Genomic DNA, 26,368 nt, shown 5'->3' with positions numbered 1-26,368 from the left:
AGAACTATTACCTATTCCCGTAGCGGATGTAGTCGATTTTACCGATAAAGAAGCGGTCGTCGTACCTCGACTGATGATGCGGGTCATAACCGATTCCCAAATCGAACTGCAAGTTGGCGGCATCCGAATAGAGAACCTCCGAAACGCGTTCCTTCCCGTCCAAGGTAATTTTCAAATCGTAACCTTCAACGGTCAATCCGCCCATATCTGCCGAGGTAAATTCCACACGTACCGTATGCCATTCGTTCAGGGAAATTTTCCCCGCAGAGAAGATTTCCCAGTCACCTGCGCCACGGATATGGAACCTCAGTTCCGAACCGTCCAGACGAATCATCCAGCCATCTACTCCAGCACCGGGAGGGTCGGCAGAAAAGATATTGGAAAGCGGCAAGGTGTCGGTCGCCATAAAGCGGACTTCAACAACAAAGTAGGGACTCTTGAAGCTGTCACTCAGGGGGACGCGCAGGCCCGATTTTCCGTCGAGCACAAGGCATTCGTCCTCCACCTTTACGGCAGGCATGTCTTCATCCAAAACGGCATTGTTCTTCCCGAAGAAGTCCTTGCCCACATTCGCCGGATCGTCAAATTCATAGGCGACGGAATATTCGGCCAGGATTTCTTCCAGAGACGGCCCCGTAGAAGAATCGTCCGAACAGGCCATCATCGCAAGCGACCACAGCAGCCACACCCCCGCCATCATCTTTCCATATTTCATAGCGCCTCCTTTTGCTTGTATACGCTACGATAAATCTAGTAAAATTTCTAAATTTGCATCCGATGAAAGACAAGGCTCAAAAACTTATTGAAAAGTACGAGGAACTGGAATCGGAACTCGGGAACCCGGACGTTCTCGCCGACCAGGCCCGTTACAACAAGATTCACAAGCAGTACAAGGGTATCGAGAAGGCCGTACAGAAGGCGAAGGAATACCTGCAACTGGTAAACGACCTCGCCGAATACAAGGAGGCTCTCGGAGACCCGGATCCTGAGATGGTCGCGATGGCAAAATCCGAAATTTCGGAAATCGAGAAGAAGTTGCCGGGCGTGACCGACGAGCTACAGATACTGATGGTGCCGAAGGACCCGTGGGACTACCGCAACGCGACACTCGAAATCCGCGGCGGTACCGGCGGCGACGAATCGGCGCTCTTCGCGGGCGACCTGTTCCGCATGTACCAGGGCTACTGCAGCCGCATGGGCTGGAAGATGACCATCCAGGATGCGAGCGAAGGTACCGTGGGCGGCTACAAGGAAATCCGCGTGTTTATCGAGGGCGACAGCGTGTACGGAACACTCAAGTTCGAGAGCGGCGTGCACCGCGTGCAGCGCGTGCCCGAAACCGAGACGCAGGGCCGCGTGCATACCTCCGCCGCGACCGTCGCAATTCTCCCCGAAGCCGAGGAAGTCGACGTGGAAATCCGCGAGGCAGACATTCATATGGACACCTACCGTTCTTCGGGTGCGGGCGGCCAGTACATCAACAAGACGGACTCCGCCGTGCGACTCACCCACATTCCGACGGGCGTGGTGGTGAGCTGCCAGACCGAACGTAGCCAGCTGCAGAACCGCTTGCACGCCATGGAAATGCTGCGTTCCAAGATTCTTGACGCGGTTATCGCGAAGAAGGAACAGGAAGAAGCGGCAAGCCGCAAGGCCTTGGTGGGCACCGGCGACCGCAGCGCGAAAATCCGCACCTACAACTTCCCGCAGAACCGCGTGACCGACCACCGCATTGGCCTCACGCTGTACAACCTGGACAAGGTCATCACCGGCGACCTGGATGAAATCATCAACGGGCTCCAGATGGCCAACGCGCAGGAGAAACTCGGGAAGTTCAACGCTTAATTGGATTGCCGCGCCCCCTCCCTTCGGCAAGCACAGGGACCTGGGGCTCGCAATGACGAATACGCGAAAGCAAAGGTAACGCAATGCCGCAGATGACCGTACTAGAAATCCTGAACCGCACCAAGGTCTTCTTCGAGAAGAAGGGCGTGCCCGACGCGCGCCTCGATGCGGAATACATCATCAGCTACGGCCTCGGCATGAAAAACCGCATGGACCTGTACCTGAACTTCGAGAAGCCCCTGACCGCAGCCGAACTCGACACGCTCCGCCCGCTGGTAGCGCGCCGCGCGAACCGTGAACCGCTGCAGCACATCATAGGCGACACGAGCTTCCGCGGGCACATCATCAAGTGCGACACGCGTGCGCTGGTCCCGCGCCCGGAAACCGAGGAACTCGTCGACATGGCGAAGAAATCGCTGGAAGGCGTTACGGCCCCGTTCATCGTCGAAGTGGGTACGGGCACGGGCGCAATCGCGATTGCCTGCGCGAAGGAGATCGAGGGCGCGAAGGTCCTCGCGACAGATATTTCTAACGACGCGCTCGCGCTTGCCCGCGAGAATGCTGCTGCAAACGGGCTCGATACCAACGCCGCCACGACAAGTTCCGCAGCCGCCGGCGATAGCAACGCTCCGGGCGAAAAAACTGCGGGCTCCCTGCAATTCGCGCAGGGCGACCTGCTGGACGCCGTAACGGGCGACATCGTGGCGAAGGTTGCCGGCGCTTCGGCTGGTTCGGCAGGCTCACCAACCTTATCAGCGACCTCGCCTAAAATTGACTGCCTTATCGCGAACCTTCCCTACATACCCGATGGCGAGAAGGGGAAACTCCAGCCCGAGGTGGACAAGTTCGACCCGGAACTCGCCCTCTACGGCGGACCCGACGGGCTCACGCTCGTGCGCAAGATGCTCCAGCAGACCGAAGGCAGGATGAGCGCGGGCGCCCCGATTTTCCTGGAAATCGGTTCGGAACAGGCCCCCATGCTCGAGGCGGAAGCCGACAATTACCCCTGGCTTGAATTTGCAGGAAGCCACAAGGACTTCTGCGGGAACGTCCGTTTCGTCAGCTACAAGGCTAAGTAACCCTTACACCCCAACAGGGCAACCGAAGGCAGAAAGCACGTAGGTTTCGCTCTCTCCCATACGGTAGAACGGGAGCAGGGTCTCGTCGTCAGCGAGGGAACCGTCGATGCCGTTCATCTGCAACTGCTCGCCGATACGCCGCTTGAACACGGAAAAGCCGGAATCCCACAGGTTCTTCTCGGGAAGCCTGTAGGCGCGCGCCATGTTGTTAAACCTGTACTTTCTATCCATATTTTACCTCTTTTTCTCAAAGAGAAGCACACAAACGTTCAAGTGCCTCTCTGTGCAGTAAAATATAGAATCACAGAATGTCATAATATGACATTTTCGGCATTTCACTAAATTTTTTCAAAAAAAATTCATTCTATGACGGTCGCCACGACCTCGGCATGCCCGACCTTGTCGAGCCCGATTTGCTTGCCGGCAGCGACGCTCAGGTCAAGAATCCGCCCGTCCACGTATGGCCCGCGGTCGTTCACGCGCACCACGACGCTACTGCCGTTATCGACACGCACCACCTTGAGCTTTGTCCCGAAGGGCAGGCTCTTGTGCGCACACGTATAGTCATCCTGGTCAAAAATCTCGCCACTCGCAGTCTGCTTGCCATGGAATCCAGGTCCGTAGTAACTTGCCTCGCCCTTAATCTTGAGACCAATTTCCGCCTTCTCGCCCGAGGCATACTGTTTTTCCGGAAACCGCACGTAGCCTTTGCGCGAAGCAATCTTCGCGTTACCGGCGGCACAACCCGAAAGCAAAACCGCGAGGCAAACCAACAGGCTAAAAAAACGCACGTAAGCCCCTACTCGAAATCGTACATGCTGTTGTACGTATTCTCAAGAACCTCGTCTTCCTTGCTCTTGACTTCGGCCTTCTTCTCTTCGGGCTTCTTCGCAAGTGACTCGTAATACTGCGCCGAAAGCCGGTCAATATGCTCAAGGCTCTGGGCGACGCGCTTGCGCAGGCGTTCCAAGTCCATCTCGGAAAGCTTGAGCCGCGTATTCAGCACGCTCGCCGCCTGCTGGCCCCAACGGGTGCGGCCATGCTTGTCGCGCAGCACCCTGTAAACCGCCGCCGCACTGTCGAGGCGCTCGGGATTCATCTGGAAATAGATTGCCTTCATGTAGAGCGCCTGTATGCCGGCCTCCGTCTCGGGATACTGCTGGTACAGGCTATCGAACACATAGAAAGCAGTCGCATACGCGGTATCCACAAGTTCCATCTGGTCAAGCGGCATTTCCGAGGCAATCGTCCACAGGCTTTCCGCACGCATGTACATCTCGCGCGCCTCGTCGTCGGGAGTCTTCACCGTCACCTTCATGCCCAGGTTCACCTGCGCCTGCTTCGCGTACTCGGTGTTCGGGAACTTCTCGATAACTTCCTTGTAGAGTTCCTCGGCCGTATCGACGTCGCCCTTGAACTCGTCGTAGATAAACGCCCTCGCATACGATGCTCGCAACACCTTCGCGGAATCGTCCGTGCTCTCAATAATGTTCGTGAGGCGCGCAATCGCGCTGTCCACTTCCGAAAGCTTGAAAAGGAACAGTTCCGCAATCTGGAATTCCGTACCGAAGAAGCGGTCCATGTTCGGAATGGAATCCTTCTTCATATCGTCGCTCTGCCCGCGCAGGGCAATAAGCCTCCGCAAGGCATCCCTGCGCTCACGGCTTTTCTTCGCCCATTCCGAGATGCTCCTGGAAACAAAGCTCGAGTCGTAGTAGACAATCGCCTTCTCGTAGTCGAGAGTCTTGTTCTGCTCGTAGTCGCCCAGGTTGTAGTAACTGCGCGAAGCCATGGTCGAACGCGGGTATTCCGTGTTCACCTTCTGGAAAATCACGAACGCGTCCGGGTAACGGCCCCCGAGCAGGGTGGCCTCGCCTATGCGCACCAGGTATTCGGACTGTTTGGATTCGTACTCGGGGTTTCTGTAGAGTTCCTTGTACTCGTCGGCACCCTTCAAATACTCCTGCTTGTTGATGAGGCATTCCGCCGCCTGCTCACCCGCAGTCTGGCGTTCGCGCACGTTCAGGAGCTCGATTTCCTTTGCCTTGTAATGCTCGCGGGCCTTGTCCCAGTTTTCTTTCTTGTAGTAGAGCCCCGCCAGCCGGAAATGCGCCTTGCCCTTCATGAAGGGCGTTCCCGCAGTATCGGCAAGCACGGCCTCGAGAGCCTCGATGGCCTGGTCCGGGTGTTCGGACTGCTCGTCCAGCAGGGAAAGCAGGTTCAGGCCCTGAAAATAGTACGGGTGGTTCTTGTCCGAAATTACGGGCTCGAGCGCAAAGCGGCTGATGTTGTATTCAAGATTCCTGTAAAGGCAGTAGGCGCGCTGGTATTCCACGGTACGCATGGAGTCGTGATCGGCAAAATAGCGTTCGAACTCATCGTACTTGATAATCGCCTTGCCCCATTCGCCCTTGTGCCGGAAGGATTCGCCGATAAGGAACACGGCCTCGGCGGTACGCTTCTTGTTCTTGGGGAAGCGTTCGAGCACGCGGGAGCCCTTCTCGATAACCTTGTCGTACTTCTGGCGTTCCTCGCTGGAAGGCGACGAAGCCTCCGCATCGGGCACGCTGTCGAGACGCGCTGTGCGCATCTCGCCCGCCTCGTCGTACAGGCGTTCCGCATTGAACATGTGGTTCAAGTATGCACAGCAAGTGCAGCCCTCGAACAGGAAGGCTGCTAAAGCAAGCAGGGCATACGCCATGTAGCGGGTGCGGAACATGGAAATAAAGATACAAAAAATGTGTAGTGCGAAATGTGCAACGATCAGTTACGCATCACACATTACGCATTCCATCAGCGATTCAGGTTCACCTGGACCATATTCTGCATGGCACGGCCGTTAAACTTTACGCGTACCATGTAGGCCCCTTCGGGGAGGCGGCCTATTTGCTTGCCGAGGTCGGAACTTCCGGCCGGGACATTCTTCGCAAGGCCTGCGACACGGTGACCCGTCATGTCGAAGAATTCCACCTGCGCAAAGCCTGCCTCGCGGGCAACGAGCGTGCCCTCGGCGATGTTCAGGTAGATGCCGCTTGCGAGGCGGATGTTTCCGGCAAAGTCGTCTTCGGCGGTAAAGTCGCCACGGGTAAGCGCCGTCGTGCTCGAAGAATCACCGGGATTGACCGTCGAGGTATCACCCGCGGCAACTTCCGTGCCCAAAGTATCAACCGCCGAAAGCTGCGTAGAATCTTCGAACAACACGATTCCTTCCTTGTCGAAGGCAATCTGGTCAAGATTCGGAGCACCATTCTCTTCGAGCGATTTCAGATAAAGTACATTCAGACCCGCCTTCAAATCCACGCCGACCATCACGGAATCCCAGGTATCCCAATCCGCGGTAGGCTTAAACGTGAGCGAACCGATCAAGTCGTCGTTCATTTTCACCATGATGCGACGGGAGTCCGTCTTGCCGTGGGCATAGCGCAGTACCATCGTCGCATTGCTATAGGCCTTGGGAGAAACCAGGTGGTAAATGCCGTAACTGTCGAGGCTGTTTTCAAAGTCGTAGAAGCCCTCACCGCGGTAATTTTCATGGTTGTTATTCGCCATGCCCTTCGCGTCGGTCGGAACGGCAGCCTCGATGTCGCTCTTCACGGCAAGCGGAGCAGGGCCCGATTCTACCACGCTCAACACGGTAATGGTTCCGTTGCGGGTCGCTTCGCCAAAGTCGGCATTGCCACCCTTCGTGGTAATCGTGTAGGTAAACTCGCCTTCCACGAGCGGCGTTCCACTGAAGTAGAACGATGCGGTCGAGGCATTCCAAGTTGCAGTCACACCCGCCGGGAGACCGTCAACCGTGCCGCCATCGGCATACTGAATCGCGAAGGTAAACGGAACAATCGAATCCCCCTTCACAATCACCTGGCTGCTGGAACCCGCGCCCTGCTTCACAATCGCGGCGGCCTTCGGCGTATCGTCGCCAATCAGGACGATGTCCGGAGTCGGGAACTTGCCCTTGTTGCCGTACAGCCAGAATCCCAGATGCGGCGGCTGATTGTAGGCAGTATTCTGCCAGCTCATGCCGTTGCGGTAAACCGGATCGTGCGCGAGCGTGTACATGCGATGTACCGTCGGGATCGTGGTCGTGTAAATGTAGAGCTTAGACGCTCCATCGTGCAGAATTACTTCTTCGCGCCAGTCACCCAAAATGTCACCGCTGAAATTCGGGGTCGCCTTGGTGGTGTTGCAGCTGTTGCCCTGCATCTGGAAAAGCGTTTCCCCTTTGAGCTTGGAATGGTTCCACTTGCTGATGGTCGTATTGTCCAAAAGTTCATCGAGCAGATCGCCGTCCCAGTAAATGCGGAAGTTGTATGCGGGACGGCTAGAACTCAAAATTTGCCCCTTGACCGAATAGGTATTCCAGTTGGCGGCAGACCAGAGTTCATGCCCACGGTTGGTGGAATCCACATCGCCCGCGACACCGCGACCATTGTCGCCATCGCTTGTCTCACTGAAAAGCAACTTGCCCGTGCGGGCGTCGTGCAAGTCGTAGCCGTAAGGTTTTTCCTCGTGCACCTGCCACACTTCGAGACCGTCGTTGTCCGGGTCCAAATCGCTCAGGTGGATTGCATCGCCGTGGCCCTTGCCCGTACGGTACATAAATTTTCCGTCATGGTCGACAGCGCAGCTGCCCTCGATGATTTCGTCAAAACCGTCGCCGTCCACATCACCTGCAGAAAGGTTGTGGTTGCCCTGCCCGTAACATTCCTGGCCCGAAGTCGCCGCGTTGTAGTACCAGCGCTGCGTCAGCGATTTGCCATCCCAATCGTAAGCGGTAATCGCCATGCGCGTGTAGTAGCCGCGCTGAAAGACCATGCTCGGCTTTTGTCCGTCGAGGTAGGCGTTGGTGGCGAGGAAGCGATCCACGCGGTTGCCATAGCTATCCCCCCAACTCTTGACCGTGCCGCGGCCAGGATTGAAATTGACAGTCGCCATTTCAAGACCGGTTTCGCCGTTGAAAATCGTGAGGTATTCGTCGCCGCTCAGCACGTAGCCGTCGGAATTACGGTAGTCGCTGGTGTGAGCCGCATTTGCCGCAGGGCCCTTGCTCAGGTACTTGCCGCTCGCATCCTTTGTGCCAGGAGCCGTCTTTACTGCAAGTTCCGCCTTGCCGTCGCTATCGTAGTCGCCCACCAGCATCTGCGTGTAATGCGCCCCCGCGCGGATATTCACGCCGAGGTCGATACGCCAGAGTTTCTTGCCGCCCATCTTGTAGCAATCGATGATGACGTTACCCGTCTTGCCCTTCTGCGAATTGTCCTTGGAATTGCTCGGGTCCCACTTGAGGATGAGTTCGAATTCGCCGTCGCCATCCACGTCGCCCACGGCGATATCGTTCGGGCTGTAAGTATAGTCGCTACCGCCTGCGGGGCGGTCGAGATTCACCGTCAAGGACTGGTCGTTCCAAACAGAAACTGCCGCATCTGCCGCCAGTTCCTTGCCGTTCAGCACCGCCTTTACGGAATAACGATTCGAAGTCGTTCCCTTCGCATCGGTGTAGTTCGTCGCGTCGGTCCCGGAAAGTGTCGCAATTTTTTCACCATCGCGGTAAAGGTTAAAGCTCGTCGAAGAGCCTTCCGTGCCAAGCAGGCGCCAGCTCAAGAACACTCCCCCGTTTGTTTTTACCGCCACGAGGCCGCGGTTCAACCATTCCATCTGGCGGGCCGCATTAGCCATACCAAAGCCCATCAAGAGGGCTGTTCCCAAACATATCCACACCTTTTTCATAATCCAATCCTTTTGATGTACAAAATCCGCACCACCGGATTTCGTCATTATAAATATAAACCCCGCCACTCCGAAATAGAATAGCAGGGAAATTTTCCGGTTGTCTAAGGACAACGGGGTTTTTGACTACCGGGGCACCGCAAGCCGTATAGTTTCGGTGCGACTCTCGCTCTTGACCTGGAGTACGGTCGCAGTACCTGCTGCGGGAATTTCCCAAGATGCGCCCTGCTGCAACTTTTTAGAGGCGAGCAGTTTGCCGTTCAGGTCGAAAAGCTGCGCTGTAAGGGACGAACCGCCAGCATTCAGCACGACCCCTTCTGCGCCGCGGACAATGTTCCAAGAACGCAGAGCCTTTACAGCATCCAACGCAGTCGTATTTTCCGTCGAATCCGCAACAGCGCTCGAATCGGCCCCAGCGACGACACTTGAATCCGCCAAGCCCTCATCGGGTTCATCAATGTTCACGTCGGCAAAACTCATTTCACGATTGCCGCCAATAATTACGATGTCGGGCTTTTTCGGGGTATCCATGCCATAACCGAGGAAATAGTCAAGCATGTGCGCCTGTACATACCCTTTCGCCGTCATTCCATTGCGGTAGCAGGGGTTCTGCGAGAGCGAATAAAAGCGGTAATCGCTCGCGACATCGGTCGTAAAAATCACCAGCTCGTTCGTCTCGTAATTCACGAGAATCGATTCTTCGCGCCAGTCGCCCAGAATATCGCCATGGAACATCGCCGCACCGCGTTCGCTGCCGCTACTGCCATAAACTTTCCACGTAGTCACCAACCGCAATACGCTCTTGTCTTCGTAACGCCACTTCTCGATTTTACCGTCGTTGTAGCTTTCAGAAGCGAGGTCGCCGTCCCACCAGTAGCGAATCACGGGATAAAGGTAATTGTCCGCAATTTTCGTATCGCTCGCGCCATTGAATGTACCCTGGAAACTCCACACTTCAAAGCCGTCATAATTCGGGTCTATGTCGCCCACATTGCCACGGGCCACATCGCACTGTCCCGCACAAGATTCATCGCCATAATGCGTCCACACGACTTTTCCTGTCGAAGCGTTGTAGTAGTACTCGAGCAAGTTCTTCGGATGGTCCTGCTGGATTCCGTAACCCATCATCACCTTGTCACCCTTGTTGAATGCGCCCACATACCAGCGGTCGCCATGGACCACTTCGTCGATATGGTAACGCAGGCTCCCGTCGCCATTGAGCGCATAGCCCATGTGCAGCACTTCATCCTTGCCGTCCAAATCCACATCGGCTACGCGAATCTGGTGGGCCTCGGCATAACCTTTCTTATTGTCATATTTCCACTGTTGCACCAACTTGCCGTTTTGTACTTTGTACGCAACCATCAAGCTGTTGAAGCTTTTGTCAGCATTGCGGTTCTTTAACCAGCAAATAATACTCGGAGTTTTTCCGTCAAGGTAACCGATTTCCATCATGCAAGCAAGCGGCCCGATATTTATATAATCCTTCGGGGTTTCGGCAGAATACTTGAGTGCGCCCGTACGACCATCCAGCACGGCAATCACCTGCCCGTTTGTCGTACTGTTCGAGTACTTTTTACCATCTCCAAAGACAACGCCATCAGCAATGCGCACGATCAGTTCCGCATAACCGTCACTATCGATATCATAGACAGTCGCGCCGTCCCACATGCCCACGTCAAGCGTCGAAGCACCCGGGCTGATATTGTTCTTGTTCGCGCTATTCGCGCCCATGTTTACAGTCCACAGGTGCTTACCCTTGCTGGAATACGCCTCGAGTTTCTGTTCATCGTCGCCCGGACGGTCAAGAACATAATCGTACGCCCCGTCACCATCAAGATCCCCAACCCACACGAAATGGACCGTTGAACCGGCCTGGATGGGCACCGTCACATAAGGGCCTACACCCTTGTTCGCGGGCATCGTGTAACTTCCCATTGTCGGAAGTTCATGACCTTTCAAGACTTTTTTCACGAAGTACGTGTTTTCTTTCGTGAAATCCGCCTTCGCATCCACGAAGTTCGTGCCCTTCATAAGGACCTCGGCATTTACCTTGACCGTATCCTTGCCTGTCACGCGGTACACGTTAAAGCCAAGATCGGCCTCGTCATCGGCAAGGCTTCGCCAAGTGACCAGGGCACTGGTATTACTCTGCCTGACCGCAACTACGCCGCGATCGAGGTATTCGAACTGCCGGGCAGCATCGGCCGTTTGCAACCCAAATGCAAGCCCCATGGCAGAAACCACTGCAAGGTGTCCAAAACCACCATTCAGTTTATATCCCATAACACACTCCTTTTTTTACGGATTTGTCGTTTGTGAAACTGCATCCGCACTGTACTATACAATGTACTACATTTTTAGAAAGAAGTCAAGTAAAAAAAACAATTATTCCAAAAAGTTTTTTCACAAGAAAAATCCCCTCGGGGTTTCCCAAGAGGAAATGTCTTTGAAATACCTTTGCGGAGGAGACTCTTACTTTCGCATCACCTTGACGGTTTTATTCATTCTTTGCCCGTTTACGCCCACTCCGCGGATGTTCACGAGATAGATTCCACAGCCGAAGGGCTGGAGGTCAACCACCGCCATGCCACGGGTCTGCACGACGCTCTTTTGCACTATGATGCTGTGGCCACTCACATCCATCACGGTTATCTGCGCATCGTTCGGGATTCGCGCAAAAGTCGCAACGTTACCTACAATCTGCATCTTGAACGGTTCTGCCACATTTGCAGATGCTACAACACGAACCGACACTTCACTTGAACTGCTTAACGCAGGCAATTCATAAGAACTACTCGAAACCATTTCCGGCACAGAACTGCTTGACACACGCCACATCCATGAACTGCTCGATTCGGGCAACGTCCATGAGCTGCTTGACGATCTTATACGGATCGAACTTGAACTTTTTGCAACCGACGAGCTAGAACTTCTCGGCTTCGAAGAACTTGAGATTTCAGCAGTACTGCTTGAACTTGCCACAGCTTCGCAATTCCCTACAGACACCGACTGGTCTGTCGAGAAACACACGTTAGTATTCTTTTCGGTTATATTGAAAATTCCTGACAACAATTGAGAACCGCTCCACGAATTTAGCGGAGAAAGTTGCGTTACATTCTGGCTTCCAGGAAACGGATCATCCACCAAGTTATCACCGCCATAACCTCCAAATCCATCGTAATACTCCGTCACCCGCTTATTTCCGGCCTCTACAACATCTACGCGCTGGTGCGCCGGGTCGTCATTCAAGACATCATTATCCCATGTTTGCAAATTGTAGTCAATATGCCATACAAGCATACCATGATTCGGCAGAGCGCCGTCCCACTTGACCTTTTGACGATTTTCAAAAACAAACCATTCATCCTTGCTTGCCTTAACGCACAAAGCAAAGTTGCCCGAATTCAGAGGAGGCAACATTTTCACCTCAAAATCATCTTCTAGAGTCGTATAATCGAGCCAGCCCATAAAATTCCGCTCAAATGCGCTATAATTCGGCGGTGTAAGGCCGTTATTGTTGTACATTCCCGTTGCCATCACGTCCCAGGCATGCGCTCCCGGGGCCTGATACTGAGAATTCTGGTATTGCGAATAGCAGGCGTCACTTGCCACACAGTAGTGATCGCGGAGGCCCATCGTGTGGCTGAATTCGTGAACGAACGTCGGGAACAACTGCTCCTTTTGCTGTATGAGAAAATAACTATTGAACCTTTTTCCACCGCCTGCATCCTGCTTGCCGCATTCATTCCACTGCAGTTCATACTGATATCCGCCCAAAGTTTTGCCACCCGAGCTGAGTTCAGCACCCGCATAGAGCACGGGCACGGCATCTATATCGCCATCATTGTCCGAATCATAGAGCGCCGCGTTAAACGAGGTGTATTTCTTTTTCAGTTGCGCAATGCCTTCCTGGATAAGAGCGTAATCCCTGTTTATATAGCTTGAAAGAGATGAATTCACTTTAACCAGATAAATATCGAAAGACGGCACAAATTTTCCCGAAGACTGGTCCACAAAATAATCGCGCACCGAGCCCGTATAACCGTTCCGCGTGTAGTTTTCCTGATTGAGAATCGCGTAGAGGCTTGCCGAATCAAGATTTTTCGTAGAATTGTCCTCTATGAGCAGCACCGGAAACCGGTTTGTGCCGTTCGCGTGGCCTTCCGCCTTCGGGAGCCTAAGTACCGGGGGCAATTTCTCGCCCGAAGTTTCGGTACCGTCCATCACCGAAGAAGCCGGCACCCAGGAAGCACGCTTTGCACGGGCGGCATTCATAGGCAACTTATGCCTGTCGGGGTGGCGTTCCCTGTGCTTCTTGAACGCCTTTTTACTATCAAGCCTATTCAGGAATTTTTCTGCCGCGGCAGAACGGGCGCCCTTATTTTTTGCCTTGAATTTCGAAGCAGTACCGTTCTCGTCTGCAAAGTAATAGATTCCCGCAGAATCGGCAACCACAAGAAAACCGTCAAGAGTCTGCGTGTAACGATAATGTTCATCGCCCAGAGTGCGAACCGTCAACGAATCGCCTCCATTATCAACAACCCTTGGAGAAGGATTTACCGGATAGGCAAAGGAGACTACAGATAAAGTACCTGCAACACCAACAAACAAGGCAAACTTTTTAGAAAATTTCCCAAACACCATAAACAAGCCTCGTTCGGAATATATACCCGCTCGCTCCAAAGCGTTTCGAACAACCTTGTGCGGCGATTGAAAAATGTGTAAAGGCGTGTAAAAGTCCCACCAGCACAAACATTTCTTTACAAAAACTCCCTCCAGCATTATTGCCGGAGGGAGGAAATGTTATGTGGATAAGCTTTACCTTCGCATCACCTTGACGGTCTTGTTCATTTTTTTCCCGCTTACGCCTACTCCGCGGATATTGACAAGGTAGATTCCGCAGCCGAAGGGCTGGAGGTCAACCGTCGCCATGCCACGGGTCTGCGCGACGCTCTTTTGCATCATCACTTTCTTGCCACTAATATCCTTCACGGTGATATTCGCCTCGTTCGGGACACCTGCAAAATGCACGACGTTATCGATGACACTCATGCGGAACGGCCTTGCGGAACTTTCGGCAAAGGCAATACCCGTGGGTTCATCCGTGCCAACGGAACTGCTCGAAGAAACCGGTTCCGAGCTGCTTGACGGCGGGTTGCCTCCTTCAGAAGAACTGCTCGCGGGTGTCGCAGCACTTTCAGCAAGCATCTGCGTCACGCCGATATTGCGGGTAAAGGTGTCGCCCGCGTTATCCTTGAGCGTGAACTGCACGTAGCCCGCACCTGCAAAGTTATCGGCGAGTTTCACGGTCATCTTGGAGCCCGAAACAGTCGCAGTCACGCCGCTCGGTGCCGACACGGTGTAGGTTCCGCCGTCGTAACCACGGGTAAACTGCGCAAGGTCAACTACCTGCGTTTCGCCCTCCGCAAAGGTGTAATGGGCGCGGGCCATCCATTCCAGATATCGTTCGAGTTCCGTCCAGCCGTCACCCAGGCGATCCTTGTTGGCATCGCTAAAGTCACCGCTCTTGGAATTCGGATTGTAGCCGTACATCTTTTCCCACCAATCCGGGAGTCCGTCCAGATCGCTGTCGTAATCGGCGGCCCAACTGGTACTCGGGTACGGTTCCCAGCCCTTGATGTTCGCAGTATCCTTCACGTCGGTTTCGCGGTCGGGAATGCCCGCGATGCCGCCCACCGAGCCCTTCATACTGTATGTCCCGTTCTTGGTTTCGCTAATCATGCGCTGGTCGTGATTATCAAGAACCGGCATACGCTGGCCCACATCGCTCAGCACGTCCTTGTAGGCGGCCTTTGCGCTCTGGACAGTCGCATAGGAGGGGAAATACGGCCCGTTATGCCACACGTTCCAGGTCAACTGTTGCCCGTTGCTCAAGGTATAGCGGCGGCCGCATTCGTCGTTCGTGCCGTCGCACTTGAAACTGCCATTGCTCAACTGCAGCACGTTATTGTGGAAGTAGTATTCCTGCGAGCCCTTGCCGGTGCCTTCGAGGTCTGCGCTCAGCACGTAGTCAAGCAGTTTGGTTCCGGCACCCGCCTTGTAGTAGTTGCCCACAAAGTTCACCTCGTGCGCACCGCCATCCGTTACGCGACTGTACCAGTTATAGACAACGTTGTTGAATATGTCCAAGCGGCCCGCATAATAGCCGTCGCCATCGAGCCCACCGCCCATGCTCCAGTTGCGGCCCGCATTATGGGCAAGCAGATTGTGGTGGAAACTTCCGATGTCACCGCCGATAGTCGCCGCGTATCCATGCCCCGTCCCGGCAGCGTAATTCTGGTGGTCGGCGATGTTGAGCGCTTCTGAAATCAGCGTGCGCTGCAGCGTGATGTTCTTGCCGCCGCGACTACTGAAGGCTTCGTCGATTGTCCAGCTGATACTCGCGTGGTCCAGGATGCTGTTGTTGCCGCCCGTGAGGCCCATGCCGTCAAATGTGGCACCATAACCGAGGCGGACACGCATAAAGCGCACAATCATGTCGCTGCCGGTAAAGCCGATGGGAGCGCTCTTGATGGTAATGCCCTTGCCCGGCGCGCTCTGTCCCGCAATCGTCGTGTAGTCATGATTGCAGACCAGGCGCGACTTCAGCTGGATCATGCCCGAGACCTTGAACATAATCGTGCGGGGACCAATGTCTGCCGTACATGCTTCGCGCAGGCTACCCGCGCCGTCATCATTCAAATTCGTCACGTAAACGACCTTGCCTCCTCGGCCACCGACCGCGTTGCGGCCATAGCCTTCGGCTCCGTCAAACGCCAAGCGACCCGGCTGAAATTTCCACACGTCGCCCTTGGTCACATTGCCATTGCCGTCCACCTCGTCAACGCGCCAGTAATAAGCCGTAAGCACGTTCGTGCCCGTCACCTTGTAAGTCGTCGCGGTCTGTTCGCCCTTATAAAGAGCGGTTGTCGCCGTTGTCGCAGATTCCACCGCAACGGAATCTGTACCGAGATAAACCTGGTGCTTTTTCGCGTTGCCTGCCGCCGTCCAAGAAAGTGTCAAGGAGCCATTTTCATGCGGAGCGTGCATATCCAGGTCCGCGGGAGACGGGTTCTTCGCCTGCGCCGCCGCATTGGGAACATCGAGTTCAAACCCATTCAGCGTCACGTTCTTGAAAGTCGCGCTCGTTCCCGGCTTGAAAGCAATCACCGTCGAAGCACCCGTACCACTCACGTCGAAAGTCACGTACGCCGTAGCCGCTTCTGCCGTCGAGAGCGCACGCATCGAAGGTTTCACCGTCACCTGTTTCACGTTGTTCACGTAGACATCAATGTTGCTGTAAGTGGTGCTGCTCAGGTCGTCTACATTGTTCAGGTAAGCGAGCAGCGAATGCGTTCCCGCCGAAAGATTCGAAAAAGTGAGGCTGATTTCGCCACCGGAATTGCCATCTTCTACCATCACACCGTCGCCGACCAACTTCGCGTAGCTCGGCGACTGAATCGACGCTTTGTACCAATTCGCACGAAGATTTGTGCCGGCACTGCCTTTTGCGACCTTGATTTTCACGCCGTTCAGGGTCGTATCCTTGCTTGCCGCACCCGTAACGACCCACGGCACGTAATTCGGTTCGGTCACTTCGCTCGAATTTCGGCCACTCATGTCGAAATCCACCTTGACTACGGGCGATGCGGCAAAGGCAAGCGCCGCCGACAGGCCCAAAACGTGAACAGAGTTCAAACATCCCATACAAAACTCCTTTACACCAACAAAAATACCCTCAGTTTTGCACCGAGGGTAGGTCTTATGGAATTATCTATTGTCTATGGACAACGAGCGACATCAGTTCATGCCGAATCAGAATTCTTTCAGGTACGGGATGTAGTCGCAAAGCTTGAGGCCGGGCGGGAGCGCCGTCTTGTCGAAACGGACCATGCGGACTTCGGCGGGCTTGCCCACCACGCGGGCGAGAATCTCGAAGTTGTCCTGCGTTTCCCACACGGCTGCATCCAGGACGGTGCTATCGCCGCAATCGGTTTCACCGGTACTGCTCCCGATGCCGGAAATACGCGAGTTCTGCTTCAGGAGGCGCGTAAAGACTTCGGGCGCCATTCCCATGTGGTTCGACTTCGCAGAAGAATCGAACACCACCACGTGCACCTCGCGGAAATGGTTCAGCGAGTCGAACACGATGGTGTACGTATGCTTGTAGGGCGCCTCGTAGAACGATTCCTGCCACACGTTGGTACGGATGGGCCTGAAGTTCCCGATGGCATATTTCTTGAAGAATTCGCCCGGGGTAGCGCCATAGCGGACAAGGTAATGCCCGAGCATCGTCGTGAAGTCGTGCTCCTTCGTGGGGAGGCTTGCACCCTTGATGCTGTCGAGGGCGCGGTTCAGGTTTGCGGCAAGCCCGTCTGCCGCAGAAACGGGAGCGGGTTTCGTGACGTTCGCTTCCTGGATGCGCAGGCGAATATCCGGATATTCGGGATCTGCCTTGAGGATTTCCTGGAACTGGATGCGGGCACGGTCAAACTCGCGCCCCTTCAGGTAGGCAAGCCCGAGCGCCTCGCGTAGCGGGAGATTCTCGGGATAGCGATCCACGAGCGGCAACAGGATATCTACCGCCATCTGGGCGCGGTCGCGCGGAGTGAGGTTCACGGAAGCGCCTGCACCCGGCGGGGACTTTTCACCGAGGGTCGCCTGCGCCTCGGAAGCCTTGCGAAAATCCGGATTGAACGCGAGCATGCGCTGGTATATCTTGTCGGCGGCATCGAAATGCCCGCGGTATTCGGCGAGGTAGCCCTGCAGCAGGTGTAGTTCCATATCGACCGGGAACTGCGTGAGCGCATATTCCACGAGGGCGGAGCAACTGTCCAGCAGGCCCTGGTCGTGATAGAGTTTCGCCATAATCTCGTAGGCACGCGGGTCCGCACCCACAGAGAGGCTTATCGCCGTGCGGCCCTCCACGGAAGCCTGCGCGAGCCTGCCTTCCTGAAGGAGGAGGCGGGCCAGCCACAGACGCGCATCGTAAAGTGCAGGGGCCTTCTCGACCGCGACCTGCGCGAGCTGTTGCGCAAGTGTCGGGTTCGACATGCGGTAGGCGAGCCTACTCTCGATATACCTCGCCACGCCCGTATTCAGGAACTTGTTCTGGAGCATATCGGCAAACTGCTTCATGCGGAACTCGTCGCGGTCAGACAGCGAATCCATTTCGAACAAAGTATTAAGTTCCTCCCACTGGACTTTCAGGACGTCCGGGTAGATCATGACAATCGCTTCGAAAATTTCGACAGCCGCCTGGTAGTTGCCGCTGCGTGAAAGTTCCACCGCACGGCGCAGTTCGGCCTGGGTCTGCACCGGGAGCGCAGACAGTCCCGCATCGAAATCGGGGGAATCGCCACGCACGACCGACGTGCCGGCCGGGAGCCCGAACGGCACCGCCTCGACAGAAACCCTCGTCGGGCCGAATTCATCGTACAGTCTAAAGCCGCCAAGTGCAAGGAGGGCTCCGCAGCAAACTGCCAGGAACCAGTACGCGGCCTTACGGGCCGATGCCGATGATCGAGACATTAAAGCTCCAGGAAGTCAGCGAGTTTTTCTTTGTGTTCCTTGCTCTTCTGCAAGCGACGCAAGGTCTTGTTCTTGATCTGGCGGACGCGTTCGCGGCTTAGGCGCAGGTCTTCGCCAATATCCTTGAGGGTCGTATCTTCCACGGTGTCGAGACCGTAGAACATGCGCAAAATTTCTTCTTCGCGACGCGGGAGCGAGGCGAGCGTTTCCTGGATGAGCTTCTTGCGCTCTTCCTTCTCCATGTCGTCGTCCTGGTTGCCGTCGGTACCGAGCACGTCCATAAGCGTGCTCACCGAGTCAGCGCTGCCGCCACCGACATCGTCACCGATCGGGGCGTCGAGCGAGATATCGACGATCTTTTCCATGACCTCGACGATGTCCTTTTCGAACGGGGCAAATTCTTCCATGGAGATAGTCTTGTCGTAGTCGCCGCCGTTGAGCATGAGCGCTCGCTTGAAGCGGTTGACCAGGGCAAGCTTGTTGGGCGGGATGCGGACCGAGCCCACCTGTTCAAACAGGGCCTTCTGGATAGACTGACGGATCCACCACACGGCATAGGAAATGAACTTCACGTCCTTTTCCATGTCGAAGCGTTTGGCCGCCTTGAAAAGACCGAGGTTGCCTTCATTAATGAGGTCAAGCAGTGCGAGGCCGCGGCCCTGGTACTTGCGGGCGACGCTGACCACGAAGCGGAGATTGCCGCGAATGAGCCGCTGGAGGGCCGACTTGCGGATTTCTTCACTCTCGTCCGACCGGATAATCGTCAACAAGGCCATCTCCTCCTGCGGGGAGAGGGTCGGGTAGCGATTCAAGTCGCGAAAATAAAGCGCTTCGTTAAAATCACTCATAAACTTTGCACCTATCTATCTTCCATAACCTTTCGGTCAAACAAATATGGTTTTTTACGCCTTTTTCGTCAATTCTTTCAACTTGTCGTAAGGGTAAATTCCCGAGTTGTGACCATCACTGAAGGTTAGCCCCGCAGCGTAGCGACCGATGGATTGCACCCTCTCTAACTTTATATCGGCAGGAACGGTGGAATCGTCAAGCAGTTTTTCGCCGGTATGTTCATCGACACAGAGGGCACACGGGCAGGCCAGGCGAAGTTCACGTACCGAGCACGCACCTCGCGTACCGTCGTTCCACTCGAACCCGAGCTTGCCGTCCTTTGTCCTGAAAATCTTCTTGGGCTGGATCATACGTCTTCCTCCGGCAGTTCCGCGAATTCAAAATTGAACGTCTTGAGCACGCCGTCACCTTCGGACTTGAATACCGAGAGCGTGCGCACCATGGCATCTGCCGCCTGCAAGAAGGCCTTCGCCGACTCGGAGTTCGGGTACCGGAGCACGGCAGGAGTTCCCTCGTCGCCGCAATCGGCAACCGCAGGTTCAAGAGGCACCTTCGCGATGAGCGGTACGCCCCAGCTTTTCGCAATGCGGTCACCGCCACCCTGGCGGAATATGTTGTGGTGCTTGCCGCACTGGTCGCAAATGAAGTAGCTCATGTTCTCGACGACGCCCACCACGGGTACGCCCACGCTGTCGAACATCGCGAGCCCCTTGCGGCAGTCGGCGAGCGCCACCTCCTGCGGGGTAGTCACCACCACGGCACCCGCCATCGGGCAGTTCTGTGTGAGGGTGAGCTGTATGTCGCCCGTTCCGGGAGGGAAATCCACCAGCAGGTAGTCGAGCTTGCCCCACCGCACGTGGTGGATAAAGTGCTGGATCATCTGCGAGACCATCGGGCCGCGCCAGATGGTCGCCTTGTCGCTGTCCGCGAACATGCACATGCTGACGATGCTGATTCCGCCCTTCGCCTCGACCGGCGCAATCGTGTTGTCTTCGAACACCTCGGGAGCACGGTCGATGCCGAACATGAGGCCCATGGAGGGGCCGTAAATGTCGGCGTCGAGGATACCCACGCGGGCACCCGAGAGGCTGAGCGCCATCGCGAGGTTCGCCGTCACGGTGGACTTTCCGACGCCGCCCTTTCCGCTCGCTACCGCGACCACGTGTGCGACTTCATTGATGTAAGAAACCTTCGGGGCCTGCGCTGCGGTATTGCCCTCGCCCACGCGGCCCTGCGCGGTAAACGTCACATTTACCTCGCTTGCACCGAGGCTTTTCACGATGGCGATGCACTGGTCCTTGAACTTGTCGCGGATGGGGCATGCGGGCGTCGTGAGCCGCAGGTCGAAACTCACCCTGCCGCCCTCTACCTTCAGGTTCTGGACAAAGTTCAGTTCCACGATATTCTTGTGCAGGTCAGGGTCCTGGACCGCCTGCAAGGCATTCAGTATGTTCTGTTCGTTCAATTGCATAATCACCCCGAGAATTTGGGCATGCGGAGGAGGTGCGTCATGCAGGGGGGCCATTCCTCTTCGTAGTGGCTCACCAAAATGATGGTCGTCTCTTTCGAAAGCAGCTGCAACAAGTTAAAAATCTTTTCGCGGTACTCGCCCTTGAGCCCCTGCGTGGGTTCGTCGAGCAGCAGAACCTCGGGCGGGCGGATTGCCGCACGCGCCATGAGGATTACGCGCTTGTCGATGGGAGAGAGGTTGCGGTAGCGCGCCTCCACATCGTCAAAGCCCAGGTAAGTAAGCCATTCCTTCGCCTTCGCACGCTCTTCCCAGGTAGTGTTCTCCGCCTTGCATAAATTCGCGGTAAAGCCCGTGCACAGCACCTCTTGCAGGTTCAAGTCCTCGCGGTACTGGAGCGCGAGCTCCGGCGAGAAAAACCCGAGTTTCGCCTTGTGGTCCCAGATGTTGAGGCCGTGCCCCGGGCGCATCCCTAACAAAGTAATATCATTCTTGTAGATTTGCGGGTGATCTGCGGTGAGCATCCCGAGGAGCGTGCTCTTGCCGGCACCGTTCTCGCCCATCACCGCCCAGTGTTCACCCTTGCGCACCGTCCAGTTCAGGTTCTTGAGCACCGTCGTATCGCCAAACTGCACGTTCACGTTTTTCAGGTCAAACAAAATCTCGGCAGTGGACTGCGAATCAGGTTGGTGAGCCTGCCGAACCACCTGATTTGAATCAACTACAGTTCCCTTCGGCAAGCTCAGGGAACTTCCACGAAGTTCCACAATCTCGTAGTCCTTCAGCTCGGCCTTCGTAAATTTCGGCTTCGCGACTTCGGAAGGTAACTCGCCCGCATACTGCGTGAAGGTCTTGTTCGCATACACGAACGCAGGGATTTCCGGGAGCAGTTCGTCTTCGCGGGCAAGGCGCACCGCAACTTTCAGGCCCGGGCGCCTGCAGAGTTCCACCACACTTGCGGCAAGGTGCCTGCGGTATTCCGGATCTAGCCCGCCAAACAAATCATTGAAGTAAACCCACTCGGGCTTTTCCATCCACATGCGGGCAAGCAGCACACGGCGCAGTTCGCCGTTCGAGAGGCTAAGCAGTTTGCGGTCAAGAATTTCCTCGGAAAGGTCAGCAATCTTCAAGGCTTCGCCCAGCTTGTCCGGGTCCGTCTCCGGCCAGGCCATGTCATCGATGTAGCGGTCGGTCTGCAAGAAGAACTTCTTCTTCAACAGCAGGTGGCGCACCAGCGGGGCTTCCTCGTCGTGCAGGCTGATGAACCGCTGCTGGAAAAACGGAGCGAGCGCATGCTGGATTTTCCGCTGCATCGCTTCCGACATCGTGGAAACATTCTTCCGCTGGTTCAAAAAATGAGTAATGACCCGGTCAAGGTCCTCCCCCTCGGTGCTGAAAATCTGCACCTGCGGGAACATCTCGATAAGGGCCTCAAAACGCTTGAATTCCATATATACAAAGATAGAAAATGAGACAAGAGAGGGTTAATCAAAAAACCTCCCCGGCCGTAAAGCCAGGAAGGTTATTGGAGTGTGGATGTGTGAACTTTCTAGAACTTGCTGAAGAATTCCCATGTGGCCTGCGGAACCCAGGACTTGTTCTGGCCAGGATCCTTGTGGTCCCAGATGTGGCCACCGTTCTGCGTGCACCAGCGGACCGGGAAGCGTTCTTCAACTGTCGTGTAATCGTAGCAGACGTGCGGACCACTGCCACCGTATTCCTGGGCCTTTTCATTCTTGGCCTTGCCGTTTTCGGAGTTGAGTTCCAGGATGATGTCGCGAGCGGCGCGACCCATTTCAGGGCGGCAAAGGTCATCTTGCAGGCCGAGCACGCCCATCCAGCCGATGCCCATTTTCTTGCGCTGCGGGAGCCAGATGTTGCGCTCTGCAGTCTCGTACACGGCAACTGCACGGAGCACATCCTGGTGGTTCCAGGAAAGGCCGTTACTGAACATGGAACCGTAGCTGAAGCCCGTAGAGAACACGCGGCTAGAGTCAATGCAAAGGTTGCTCTGCAAGTCGGCCAGGAGTTCATCGAAGAGCAGGTAGTCATCCTGACCCCACGGGGCCTGGTTTCCGTTGCCTTCGGGAGCGACATAGATAGCCGTCTTCTGAGTATCAAGCGGCTTGAGGCCATAGTAGCCTTCCTGCTGCACACCGCCGGCCCAGCCGCCCATGCAGTGCATGCCGAAAATGAGCTTGTACGGTTTCTTGTTGTCGTAATTGTCGGGAATGTCGATGCGGATGGTACGCTTGCCCTTGCTCCACTGGAATTCGTAACTGCCCGACTTGACACGGTTCCAGGTCTTGCCGCAACCACGTGTGGGCACCGGATCGTTCTTGAGGCCCCAACCGTAGGCATACTGCGACTGAGCAGCCTTCTTCTTGAGCGTGAGCGTGACGTTCGTATCGAGGTTGTAGAGCTTCACGCTGAGCGTGTCAAACCCTTCCTTTACAATGCGCAAGATATCGGAGTTGTCAATCTTGAGGAGAGCCTTTGCGGAAGTCTTGTCACCGAAGGAGGCGTTAAAACTTCCATCGGCGGTGAACTTGAAATTCTGCTGGGCGCTCCCCACGCGGACGCGGGCGAAATACGTGCCGTGCGCCTTCACGGAAGCCTTCATGTCGACAGAACCCGTACCGTACAGGGTTTCGTTGAGCAGGCGGTTGCCCACCATGTCAAAAATCTGCACCTGCACCGGAGTGCTGGAACTCTGCGAGTACGAAAGCACGCCGTTATTCACGGACAGGGAGCCGACCATGCCGGAGTTCGCCATTGTCAGCGCCTGCGGATCTTCCTTGTGGAAGGAGAACACGCCATCGGCATCCGTCTTTGTACTGAGTTTCTTCTGGACAAGGGTAACATCAGCGTCCTGGACAGCCGCCCCGCTTTCGTCTTTCACCTTGCCTGTAAGGGTAAATGCATTTGCCGCAACGGCAGAAATAGCCATGGCGACGCCGAAGGACACACCTGTCCATAGAGTATGTTTCATACCAAACACTCCTTTAGAGTAACACCTGGTACAAAAACTACCCTATTTCAGGTGACATCGCTCACACCGGAATGAACGTTGTATGGACAATAAGTCCACAACCAAACGTTTACAAAGCGGCGAAAAACAATAAAAAACAGCAATTCCATACAAAATAAGCACAAAAAGAACCGCCCCGAAAGGCGGTTCCCTGGTGTTAGGAGGAGAACTTATTAGTATTTTGCGGTGATATAGCGGCGGACGACACTACCCGAATTCGAGTATTCCACCACGATTGCGCGTACTGCGGGCATCTTCGCGGGCATCCTGTAGCCGGTAAACAGCGGGCGCCCCTGCATGTCGAATATGCGGTAGTACGCGGTTTCGGCCTCGGTCGCAAAGTTTGTTGCGCGGGTAGCGATAGAGGTCGTTCCACTGCTGGATTCCACGACTTCGCCCGAAGAAGATTCCGGTTCAACACTCGAAGACGACGCGGGAGCGTTCGGGTCCGTCACCACAATGCGGCCACTCTTAATAAATGTGGAATCATTGTTGGTGGCCGTGACGGTGAAGGCGAACTCACCCGCTTCTGCAGGTGTCCCGCTGATGGATATCTTGCGGTTTGTTTTATCGATGCTGGTCGTAACGCCCGTCGGGAAGCCTTCGGGCACGACCGTCTCGGCACCACTCCAGGTGTAGCAGAAATCTACAATCGGTTCGCCCAGGTTGATGCTCTGGCTGCTGGAACCCCCACCGCACTTTACAACTTCAGGGTAGGCCGTCCCTTCGACAGAGAAGGTCACGAACGCAGACATCTGCGAAAGGCCCGAATTGTCCGTCACGACTGCAACTGCGGAATACATGCCCGGCTCAAGCCCACTCGCGTTGACCTGGTAAGGCGATGCCGTCGCAGAACCGACTAGAGTATTGCCTACATAAAAATCTACCTTCTTCACGGAACCGTCGTTGTCCTTCGCGTCGGCCTTCAACGTCACCATCGCGCCGGCATCAAATTTCGCACCCGCCACAGGAGCGGTCATCGAAACGGTCGCTGCCTTGTTGCTCTGGCCAAAGCCCTGGTTGTATTCGGGCATCTTGCCGTAACGGCCACCCACACCCACGAGGCTCGGGATTTCCTTCGGGATATTCGCCACCGTGCGCTTTTCAAAGCTGTAACTCGGGTTGAACGTAGCCGCATTCGGAACTCCCTGCGTCACCGTACCGTTGTAGCGGTGCTGCTGCTTGGTTCCGCTCCCGAACGTGACTCCGCTAAAGTACACGTAGCCGTTATCGCCCCATTCGGCCAAATAGCCCTGTCCGTTATCGATGTAACTGTTCTCGTAGCGCACGTACGCCTTCGCGTTTGTGCTGTGGCCGTTTGCACCCGCAATAAAAAAGCGGTTGTAGTCCACGTACTGGTTGTACAGATGCACCTGGGAACCGTTGCTTTCGCCAGTGACCTTCGGCACACGGCCGTACGTATTGTGCCAGTAGTTGTTCGCGTAAGTCAGGTGCGCATCTTCGACAAGCGCCATGTAAGGGTCAGTTCCCCAGCAGTTGTATTCGTTCGCGCCGTCAAAATCCAGGTAGCTAATGGTGGCATCGTCCACGAATTCCATGTCCATACCGTCGCTAATCCACTTGTAGCTGATGTGATCTGCCCAGAAGCCCTTCACATGCTTTGAGGCGGTGCCCACAGTTTCAAGGCCATCGCCGCCTTCAATCAGGTGCGGGTTCACGTCGTAAATGGCAAGGTTGCGGTAAATGTGGTTGTACGAGCCCTCGTTACTGCGCACCACTATGGATGCGCCACGCAGGTTCGCGCCGCGACCCATGCCCACGAGGCTCTTGTTCGGCTTGGTGGTAATCCAGTTGCTCCACGCCTGCAGATTGTCCGATTCCTTCACGATTTCGAGTCCGGATTCGCCGAGGCTTGCGCAGCTGTTCTTTTCGAAGGCGATGCGGTAAAACTTGTTCGTCTTGCCCGTCACGCGGTTCTTCTCGCTGCAAGTCGTGCGGCACCAGGTACGCCCCTGCTTGTTCGCCTCGGTTACCGCATTGCGCATCTGCCTAAAATCGTAAGTACCTTCGGGCACAAGGATCGTTACCGCATCGTTACTCTGCAGGTACTTGCGGATGCTTGCGGAATCGCTCGCGAAAACGATATTGCCAGTTGCACCGCCCGTTGTGGAGGCGCCGAAGCCTTCGGCCTTCACGTTGAATGTGAAAAGCAGGACGGCCGTCGGGTCGGTTTCCGCGCCGCTCCAGATCCACTTGGCCTGCGTATTCGCGGCAAATCCCGAAAGGGCAGCCCCGCTCGGGAGCTTGTTGCTCGCATAGTTCAGGGTCGTCGCACTCCCCCACTGGCTAAGGTCGCGCCCCTTGTTTTTCCAGGAATTGTTGCCGACAGACGGCTTTGCCTTCCAGCCGCTGCCGGAATAGTAAGATCTGTCCAAATCGTCAATTTGCACCATGACGCCCGGGGCGCCCTGGCTGTTCACGCCCACGACTGAAATCGCGTTCTCGCCGGGCAAAAAAGTCATCGGAACAAAGCGTACGCGGCCCGCCTGGTTGTCTTCGGCAAGGAGTGCTCCGTTATGGTAGAGCCTGTAGCCGCCATCGGCCACAATCCAGATACCCGGACCCTCACCCGCATTGTAGGTCGCGGCCACCAACTGCGAACCCACCTTGTCACCACCACCGTAGGCGGCGTCGCCCGGAAGCGACACCACCTCGGAGGGGCTTATCGCCGCGGCGGCAACCCACACTCCGCACGCCACGGTACCAAACATCCTTTTCAACATAATACACCCTTTCCCGGACAACGCAAACATCTGCACAACTTTCGCGGGAACTAGGTAAAATCTACCTTGAAAAAGTGATTTTGCCCACACT

The 26,368-nt window shown here is 55.5% G+C and carries 17 protein-coding genes; 2 read left to right on the top strand and 15 right to left on the bottom strand.

Annotated elements, in window-relative coordinates; all coding sequences use genetic code 11:
- Positions 1-7: 7 nt before the first annotated feature.
- The gene (locus CRO08_RS00665; protein ID WP_097034658.1) at positions 8-715 is read right to left on the bottom strand and encodes a LamG domain-containing protein; all 708 of its coding nucleotides are present in this window, start codon (positions 713-715) and stop codon (positions 8-10) included.
- Positions 716-777: 62 nt separating this feature from the next.
- Here CRO08_RS00665 and prfA point away from each other — a divergent pair, with 62 nt between their 5' ends.
- Positions 778-1,845, top strand: a complete 1,068-nt coding sequence (prfA, locus tag CRO08_RS00660) for a peptide chain release factor 1 (RefSeq protein ID WP_097034657.1) — start codon at positions 778-780, stop codon at positions 1,843-1,845.
- Positions 1,846-1,937: 92 nt separating this feature from the next.
- Positions 1,938-2,924, top strand: a complete 987-nt coding sequence (locus tag CRO08_RS00655; RefSeq protein WP_176495012.1) for a HemK/PrmC family methyltransferase — start codon at positions 1,938-1,940, stop codon at positions 2,922-2,924.
- 3 nt (positions 2,925-2,927) lie between these two features.
- Here CRO08_RS00655 and CRO08_RS00650 read toward each other — a convergent pair whose 3' ends face one another.
- From CRO08_RS00650 to CRO08_RS00585, 14 genes are all read right to left on the bottom strand, one after another.
- Positions 2,928-3,155 (bottom strand): hypothetical protein, encoded by a 228-nt coding sequence (locus CRO08_RS00650; protein WP_072809186.1) that lies wholly within the window; start codon positions 3,153-3,155, stop codon positions 2,928-2,930.
- Between the two features lie 128 nt (positions 3,156-3,283).
- Positions 3,284-3,715, bottom strand: a complete 432-nt coding sequence (locus tag CRO08_RS00645; protein WP_097034655.1) for a septal ring lytic transglycosylase RlpA family protein — start codon at positions 3,713-3,715, stop codon at positions 3,284-3,286.
- 8 nt (positions 3,716-3,723) lie between these two features.
- Entirely contained in the window at positions 3,724-5,643 is a 1,920-nt protein-coding gene (locus tag CRO08_RS00640; RefSeq protein ID WP_097034654.1) for a tetratricopeptide repeat protein, read from the bottom strand.
- Positions 5,644-5,717: 74 nt separating this feature from the next.
- A complete protein-coding gene (locus tag CRO08_RS00635; protein ID WP_141398173.1) occupies positions 5,718-8,651 on the bottom strand; it encodes a carbohydrate-binding protein in 2,934 nt (977 codons plus the stop codon).
- Positions 8,652-8,777: 126 nt separating this feature from the next.
- Positions 8,778-10,937: a hypothetical protein gene (locus CRO08_RS00630; RefSeq protein ID WP_141398172.1), complete on the bottom strand. Its 2,160-nt coding sequence runs from the start codon at positions 10,935-10,937 to the stop codon at positions 8,778-8,780.
- 189 nt (positions 10,938-11,126) lie between these two features.
- Positions 11,127-13,172, bottom strand: a complete 2,046-nt coding sequence (locus CRO08_RS00625) for a M6 family metalloprotease domain-containing protein (RefSeq protein WP_176495011.1) — start codon at positions 13,170-13,172, stop codon at positions 11,127-11,129.
- Positions 13,173-13,472: 300 nt separating this feature from the next.
- Complete coding sequence (locus tag CRO08_RS00620) at positions 13,473-16,361, bottom strand: hypothetical protein (protein ID WP_255252183.1); 2,889 nt, start codon at positions 16,359-16,361, stop codon at positions 13,473-13,475.
- 108 nt (positions 16,362-16,469) lie between these two features.
- Positions 16,470-18,185, bottom strand: a complete 1,716-nt coding sequence (locus CRO08_RS00615; RefSeq protein ID WP_097034650.1) for a lipopolysaccharide assembly protein LapB — start codon at positions 18,183-18,185, stop codon at positions 16,470-16,472.
- Positions 18,185-19,033 carry an RNA polymerase sigma factor RpoD/SigA gene (locus CRO08_RS00610; RefSeq protein ID WP_072809196.1) on the bottom strand — a complete coding sequence of 283 codons (849 nt, stop codon included), beginning with the start codon at positions 19,031-19,033 and terminating at the stop codon, positions 18,185-18,187. The genes CRO08_RS00615 and CRO08_RS00610 overlap by 1 nt, the downstream gene beginning before the upstream one ends.
- A 54-nt stretch (positions 19,034-19,087) precedes the next feature.
- Positions 19,088-19,384: a DUF971 domain-containing protein gene (locus CRO08_RS00605; protein WP_097034649.1), complete on the bottom strand. Its 297-nt coding sequence runs from the start codon at positions 19,382-19,384 to the stop codon at positions 19,088-19,090.
- The gene (locus CRO08_RS00600; protein ID WP_097034648.1) at positions 19,381-20,505 is read right to left on the bottom strand and encodes an Mrp/NBP35 family ATP-binding protein; all 1,125 of its coding nucleotides are present in this window, start codon (positions 20,503-20,505) and stop codon (positions 19,381-19,383) included. Before CRO08_RS00600 ends, CRO08_RS00605 begins: the two co-directional genes overlap by 4 nt.
- A 2-nt stretch (positions 20,506-20,507) precedes the next feature.
- Positions 20,508-21,953 (bottom strand): ATP-binding cassette domain-containing protein, encoded by a 1,446-nt coding sequence (locus CRO08_RS00595; protein WP_097034647.1) that lies wholly within the window; start codon positions 21,951-21,953, stop codon positions 20,508-20,510.
- 98 nt (positions 21,954-22,051) lie between these two features.
- Positions 22,052-23,494, bottom strand: a complete 1,443-nt coding sequence (locus CRO08_RS00590; protein WP_255252182.1) for an esterase — start codon at positions 23,492-23,494, stop codon at positions 22,052-22,054.
- A gap of 212 nt (positions 23,495-23,706) precedes the next feature.
- Positions 23,707-26,277: an Ig-like domain-containing protein gene (locus tag CRO08_RS00585; protein WP_255252181.1), complete on the bottom strand. Its 2,571-nt coding sequence runs from the start codon at positions 26,275-26,277 to the stop codon at positions 23,707-23,709.
- Positions 26,278-26,368 lie beyond the last annotated feature (91 nt).

It is taken from the genome of Fibrobacter sp. UWT3, assembly GCF_900230125.1.
GTDB lineage: Bacteria > Fibrobacterota > Fibrobacteria > Fibrobacterales > Fibrobacteraceae > Fibrobacter.
The sequence above is the reverse complement of the archived record's forward strand: the minus strand, read 5'-3'. Positions and strand labels throughout refer to the sequence as shown.